This window comes from Nocardiopsis lucentensis DSM 44048 (assembly GCF_000341125.1).
GTDB classification, from domain to species: domain Bacteria; phylum Actinomycetota; class Actinomycetes; order Streptosporangiales; family Streptosporangiaceae; genus Nocardiopsis; species Nocardiopsis lucentensis.
This window is the reverse complement of the sequence record NZ_ANBC01000575.1, coordinates 1-5,815: the sequence shown is the minus strand read 5'-3', so window position 1 is coordinate 5,815 and position 5,815 is coordinate 1. Positions and strand designations below refer to the sequence as shown.

The 5,815-nt window shown below is 74.4% G+C and carries 5 protein-coding genes and 1 pseudogene (1 of these 6 cut by a window edge); 5 read left to right on the top strand and 1 reads right to left on the bottom strand.

What is annotated here, in order from left to right:
• A pseudogene (locus tag D471_RS35295) lies at nt 1–280 on the bottom strand (primosomal protein N') (it extends 1,837 nt beyond the left edge of the window).
• A 178-nt stretch (nt 281–458) separates the two neighbouring features.
• Here D471_RS35295 and fmt point away from each other — a divergent pair.
• From fmt to D471_RS0120090, 5 genes are all read left to right on the top strand, one after another.
• Nucleotides 459–1,394 (top strand): methionyl-tRNA formyltransferase, encoded by a 936-nt coding sequence (gene fmt / locus D471_RS0120110; protein ID WP_026127897.1) that lies wholly within the window; start codon nt 459–461, stop codon nt 1,392–1,394.
• Between the two features lie 99 nt (nt 1,395–1,493).
• Nucleotides 1,494–2,960: an RsmB/NOP family class I SAM-dependent RNA methyltransferase gene (locus tag D471_RS0120105; protein WP_017600280.1), complete on the top strand. Its 1,467-nt coding sequence runs from the start codon at nt 1,494–1,496 to the stop codon at nt 2,958–2,960.
• Nucleotides 2,961–3,228: 268 nt separating this feature from the next.
• Complete coding sequence (locus D471_RS35290; protein WP_051059226.1) at nt 3,229–4,290, top strand: serine/threonine-protein kinase; 1,062 nt, start codon at nt 3,229–3,231, stop codon at nt 4,288–4,290.
• A 46-nt stretch (nt 4,291–4,336) separates the two neighbouring features.
• Nucleotides 4,337–5,008: a ribulose-phosphate 3-epimerase gene (gene rpe / locus D471_RS0120095; protein ID WP_017600279.1), complete on the top strand. Its 672-nt coding sequence runs from the start codon at nt 4,337–4,339 to the stop codon at nt 5,006–5,008.
• A gap of 178 nt (nt 5,009–5,186) precedes the next feature.
• A partial coding sequence (locus tag D471_RS0120090) for a phosphatase PAP2 family protein (RefSeq protein ID WP_026127896.1) occupies nt 5,187–5,815 on the top strand: 629 nt, incomplete at its 3' end.

Sequence of the window (5,815 nt, the reverse complement as noted above, 5' to 3'; positions counted from 1 at the left end):
CCGTCCGCTCGACGAGGACCCCGCCGAGCTGGCGGTTGTTGAAGCGCACCTTGACCCGGCAGCCGGGAACGGCGGCCTCGTCCATGTCGGCGGGCACCCGGTAGTCGAAGTAGCGGTCCAGGTGGGGGAGCGGAGTGTCCACGACCACGCGCGCGACGGGCAGGCGGTCGGCGGGCCGCTTCCTGGCCGCGTGGCGGGCCTTCGCCGGGGCGGCCTTGGGCGGGTCCTGTTCGGGAAGGTCGAAGAGGACTCCGTCGGGCGGGCCGGGCTGCGCTGTCATCACCTCTGGTGTACCAGAAGCCCCCGACAGAGCCCGTGGTTCATGGCTCCGAGCCGCCCGCACGACTGGTAGAACTGGGACGCGTACAGACCGTGCACGGGGGTGTCACGCGGTCCGGGGCGCCGGGGGCGCGGCGCGACCCGGGACGGTTTCCGTCAGCAGTGGAGGGGACCCGTAGATGAAGCTCGTCTTTGCTGGAACGCCTGAGGTGGCGGTGCCGTCCCTGCGGGCGCTGATCGACTCCGACCACGAGGTGGCGGCGGTCGTGACCCGCCCCGACGCGCGCTCCGGGCGCGGGCGGAGGATGTCGGCCAGCCCGGTCGCCGAGCTGGCCGCCGGCGAGGGGATCGAGGTCCTCAAGCCGGAGAAGGCGGGCGACCCCGAATTCCTGGAGCGGCTCGCCGAGATCGGCCCGGACTGCTGCCCCGTGGTGGCCTACGGCGCCCTCCTGCCCCAGCGCGCGCTCGACATCCCCGAGCGCGGCTGGATCAACCTGCACTTCTCGCTGCTGCCCGCCTGGCGCGGCGCCGCCCCCGTCCAGCACGCCATCCTGCACGGCGACGACGTCACCGGCGCCTCGACCTTCCGGATCGTCAAGGAGCTCGACGCCGGCCCGGTCTTTGGCACCCTCACCGAGACCGTGCGCCCCACCGACACCAGCGGCGAACTCCTCGACCGCCTGTCCGTGGCCGGGGCCGAACTGCTCGTGCGCACGATCGACGGCATCGCCGGCGGCCAGCTCACCGCGGTGCCGCAGGAGGGGGACGGGGTCTCCTACGCGTCCAAGCTCACCCCCGAGGACGCCGAACTCGACTTCACCGCCCCCGCCCAGCGCGTGGACCGCGTCGCCCGCGCCTGCACGCCCGCGCCCGGCGCGTGGACCACCTTCCGCGGCACCCGGCTCAAGGTCGGCCCGGTCAGCCCCCTGCCCGATGCCGACACCCCCGCCCTCGACCCCGGGCAGGTGCACGCCGACAAGCGGCGGGTGGTCGTGGGGACCAGCACCAACCCGGTGCTCCTGGGCGAGGTACAGCCCCAGGGCAAGCGTGCGATGGCGGCGGTGGACTGGGCCCGTGGCGTGCGTCCCACCGAAGATGACCGCCTGGGCCGCTGAGCTGCCGTAGTCTCGTCTAGGGCATGTGCCCTGGCCGCGCGGTCCGCTCCGGACCGCCCCCACCAGACCCCGTCCCCGGTTCGTTGAGGCAGAACACAGTTGAGCGAGCAGTCCCGATCCCCGTACCGCCGACCCCGACGGGGCGGGAAGCCCGCGCAGGGTGGAGGCCGGGGAACCTCCGGACCGCCCAAACCCCGTGACCCGGCCCGCCGCGTCGCCTACGACGTCCTGCTCGCGGTCGAGCAGCGCGACGCCTACGCCAACCTCCTGCTGCCCGCCCAGCTCGCCGACCGGGGGATCAGCGGCCGGGACGCCGCGCTGGCCACCGAGCTCACCTACGGGACGCTGCGCCGGCAGGGCACCTACGACGCGATCCTGGAGGCCTGCGTGGACCGTACGCTGGCCTCCGTGGACCGCGAGGTGCTGCCCGTGCTGCGCCTGGGCGCCCACCAGCTGCTGTCGACGAAGATCCCACCGCACGCGGCCGTCAGCGCCACCGTCGACCTGGCCAGGAAGGTGGTCGGCCACCACCGGGCCAGGTTCGCCAACGCCGTCCTGCGCAGGGTGTCCGCGCGCGACCTGGAGGCGTGGATGGAGGTCGTCGCGCCCGATCGCGCCACCGACCCCAGCGGATACCTGTCCGTCGTACACAGCCACCCGAGGTGGGTGGTCAAGGACCTGGCCCGCGCGCTGGGGGAGCGCTCCTCCACCGGGTTGGTCGAGACGGAGCGTCTGCTCATCGCGCACAACGAGCGCCCCCGCGTCACCCTCGTCGCCAAGCCCGGCCGCTCCACGGTCGCCGACCTGGTCGCCGCGGGCGCCGAGGAGGCGCGCTACTCGCCGTTCGGCGCCTACCTGCCCGAGGGCGACCCCGCCGCCATCCGCGAGGTGCGCCAGAACCGGGCCGCGGTGCAGGACGAGGCCAGCCAGTTGGTCGCGCTGGCGCTGACCCGGGTGGACGCCCACGGCGACGACGCCCTGTGGCTGGACATGTGCGCCGGCCCCGGCGGGAAGGCCGGGCTGCTGGCCTCCCTGGCCGGGCAGCGCGAGGCCCGCCTGCTGGCGTCGGAGGTTCAGCCCGCGCGCGCCGGACTCGTGGCCACGGCGGTGCGTCGCGCGCCGCGCGACGCCGGTCGGGTCGTGGTCGCCGACGGCACCGCGCCGGCGTGGCGGCCGGGTGTCTTCGACCGCGTCCTGGTGGACGTGCCCTGCACCGGGCTGGGGGCGCTGCGGCGCCGCCCGGAGTCGCGCTGGCGCCGCACGCCGGAGTCGGTCGCCGCGCTGGCGCCGCTCCAGCACGACCTGCTCGTCAGCGCCGTCGAGTCCGTGCGCCCCGGCGGGGTGGTGGCGTACGTGACGTGCTCACCGCACCTGGACGAGACCGACGGGATCGTGCGCCGCGTGCTCGACGAGCGCGACGACCTCACCCTGCTGCGCGCCGCCGACTACCTGGACGGGATCCCCGACCTGGCGGCGGGTCCCGAGGGCGGGTACGTCCAGTTCTGGCCGCACGTCCACGGGACCGACGCCATGTTCCTGGCGCTGCTTCGCAGGTCCGAGGCGTGACGGCCGCGGGAGTCCGGCACACCGTGAGCCGGGACGAGGACGGGGGATGGTGCGCTGGGGCTCACGCGGGGGCGGCTGGTGTGGCCTTCGGACAGGGGGACAGCCGGGCCGAGGCACCGGTCGGCCTCCGGGAGGGGCCGGCCCTCCCGGAGGATGTCGACGGGGCACCCGCGGTCCATCCGTGGGTCCGGGGCGGGGTCGGATAGGGTCGTGCCGCGCCCCTGCCCCCGGCGCGTATCGGCCATCGCCCCCCTGGAGCCGTCCGCGCATGAGTACCCCACCGCCGTCGCCGCACGATCCGGCCCCTGAGTCGGTCGGTGGTTACCGCATCCTCCGCCGCCTGGGCAGTGGCGGGCAGGGCACCGTCTACCTGGGCGAGGACGGCACCGGCGCCCGGGTGGCCGTCAAGACCCTCACCGAGGAGGCGATGGCCGACCCCGGCATGCGCCGACGGTTCGCGCGCGAGGCCGAGGCGGCGCGCAAGGTCGCCACCTTCTGCACCGCCGCCGTGGTCGACGCCGACATGGACGCCCAGCCGCCCTACATCGTCAGTGAGTACGTCGAGGGACCCACACTCCACCAGCGCGTCCGCGACCGGGGACCGATGTCCGGCGGGGACCTCAACCGCCTGGCGGTGGTCACCGCGACCGCGCTCGTGGCCATCCACGAGGCCGGGATCGTGCACCGCGACCTCAAACCGGGCAACGTCATCCTCGGCGAGGGCGGCGCGCGGGTGATCGACTTCGGCATCGCCCAGGTCCCGAGCGGGGCCGGTACCGTCACGCACTCCACCATCGGCACCCCCGCGTTCATGGCTCCCGAGCAGATCGCCGAGGGCGACGCCACGCCCGCCTCGGACGTGTTCGCGTGGGGGGCGCTCGTCGCCTTCACCGCGGGCGGCTCCTCCCCCTTCGACGGGCCGACGGTGCCCACCGTCCTGTACAAGGTGCTGCACGCCGACCCCGACCTGTCCGCGCTCCCCGAGCCGCTGCGTACCCTGGTCGGCCGGGCCCTGGCCAAGGACCCCGCCACGCGTCCCACCTCGGAGGCACTGCTGATGTCCCTGCTCGGCCGCGCCGATCCTCCGGCGGCCCCGGCACCGGCCCCGGCACCGCCCCCGGTACCGCCGACCCGGGTCCTCGACCAGGCGCACACCCCTGCCGTCGACCACCGCGCGGCCGCCGCGTCCCCTACCGAACGGTCCGCGCGCCCTTTGAGGCTCCGCGGGACACCGCTGGTCTCCGCCGACGCCGGGGGCGTCATCGCCGGGATCATCCTTCTCCTGTTGCTGGTGGGCGCCATCGTCATCGGACAGGGCGGCACCGGCTGACCTGGGTGGAAGCACCGGACCGAACGCTCCTCGCTACACTGCGGGTGTGGCAATCCAGATCTCACCCAGCATCCTCAGCGCCGACTTCGCCCACCTCGCGGACGAGGCGGCGGCCGTGTCCCCCTCCGCCGACTGGCTCCACGTCGACGTCATGGACAACCACTTCGTCCCCAACCTGACGCTCGGCCTGCCGATCGTGGAGTCCCTGCGCAAGGCGGCCACCACGCCGCTGGACTGCCACCTGATGATCGAGGACCCCGACCGCTGGGCCCCCGCCTACGCCGAGGCGGGCGCGGGCAGCGTCACCATCCACGCCAAGGCCGCGGGCGCCCCCGTGCGCACCCTGCGCGAGATCCGCCGCCTCGGCGCCCGCGCCGGGCTGGCCCTCAACCCCGCCGAGCCGGTCGAGCCCTACGCCGACCTCATCGGCGAGATGGACATGCTCCTGCTCATGACCGTCGAGCCCGGCTTCGGCGGCCAGAAGTTCCTCGACGTGGTCCTGCCCAAGATCCGCAAGGCGCGCGAGATCCTCGACACCCGCCAGTCCTCCGTCTGGCTCCAGGTCGACGGCGGCGTCAGCGCCGAGACCATCGAACGCGCCGCCGAGGCCGGAGCCGACGTCTTCGTCGCGGGCTCGGCCGTCTACGGCGCCCAGGACCCCGCGGGGGCGGTCGACACCCTGCGCTCCCTGGCGACCAAGGCCAGCCCCCTCGCATAACGATCCCGGCGCGCAGCCCGTGTGGCTCTGGTCACGCGGGCGGCCCGCGTCCTATGCTTCCCGTCCGTAGTCGTTGATTCCGCTTGGTCGCGGCTCCGTCTTCCCCTCGCGCCAGCGCGCGCCCCGGGGGAGCGGCGCGGCGTGAGGCGTTGCCAGGCGCGGACCCGTGGAGTGCGCGTTGAACGCTTGGACACCCGAGCACCTGGCCATGGACGCCCTGTGGGAGGCCGAGACCACCCCGATCCTCTGGGTGCAGGGGTGGGGCGACTGGTTGGCCCCACCCCTCGGCCTCATCACCGGGCTCGGCTCCCAGACCTTCATCGTCCTCCTGATCACCCTCGTCTTCTGGTGCGTGAACGCCGGGACCGGCGCCCGGCTCTTCGTGGCCGTCGTCGCCTCCGGCGCGGTCAACTACCTGCTCAAGGGGCTCATCTACGGGGCCCGCCCCTTCTGGTTCAGCCACCAGGTGACCGCGCACGCCGCCGAGTCCAGCTTCGGGATCCCCTCCGGGCACGCCCAGGCCTCCACAGTCCTGTGGGGCTACCTGGGCCTGCGCTCGGGCAGCCGCGCCTGGTTCGGAGCGGCGGCCGCCCTGGTCGCGCTGATCTGCCTGTCCCGCCTCTACCTCGGTGTGCACTTCCTCAGCGACGTTCTCGCCGGCCTCCTCGTCGGCATCGCCGTCCTGTGGGCGTTCCTGCGCTGGGAGGAGCGCGTCCTGCGCTGGTGGCGGCGTCTGTCCACCGCGGCCTGGGCGGGCTGCGCGGCGGCGGTCTCCGTCCTGCCCTGCGCGGCGGCCGTCGTGTGGCA

Bases quoted from the DNA above. Each gene is read 5' to 3' on its own strand.
- fmt (WP_026127897.1), top strand. From the start codon at position 459: ATGAAGCTCGTCTTTGCTGGAACGCCTGAGGTGGCGGTGCCGTCCCTG.
- D471_RS35290 (WP_051059226.1), top strand. From the start codon at position 3,229: ATGAGTACCCCACCGCCGTCGCCGCACGATCCGGCCCCTGAGTCGGTC.